The organism is Tannerella forsythia, from assembly GCF_003860135.1.
GTDB classification, from domain to species: domain Bacteria; phylum Bacteroidota; class Bacteroidia; order Bacteroidales; family Tannerellaceae; genus Tannerella; species Tannerella forsythia_A.
Genome location: NZ_RQYN01000216.1, coordinates 1 through 220, shown reverse-complemented (window position 1 = coordinate 220; position 220 = coordinate 1). Strand labels below are relative to the sequence as shown.

Sequence of the window (220 nt, the reverse complement as noted above, 5' to 3'; positions counted from 1 at the left end):
TGATGTCATGAAATGTGTTTATCAGCTGTCGCTTGGCATTGCTGATGGCAATATGAACCCAAGGCAAGGCTTCCCTCACTTTCTCTTTGGGGATAACCAGAGAGTTGTGTCTCCAAGTACAAAGTCTTTCAATTCCACATAAGAGGTAGAGTGATCCGTGTCAACTTCCTGTACATCTGCGGCTAATTCCTTAACCGCCTTATTGATCGTTTCTTTCTTC

At 43.6% G+C, this 220-nt stretch carries 1 pseudogene; it reads right to left on the bottom strand.

The annotated features are described in order from the left end of the window. A pseudogene (locus tag EII41_RS14000) lies at nucleotides 1-220 on the bottom strand (IS1595 family transposase); the annotation flags it as partial.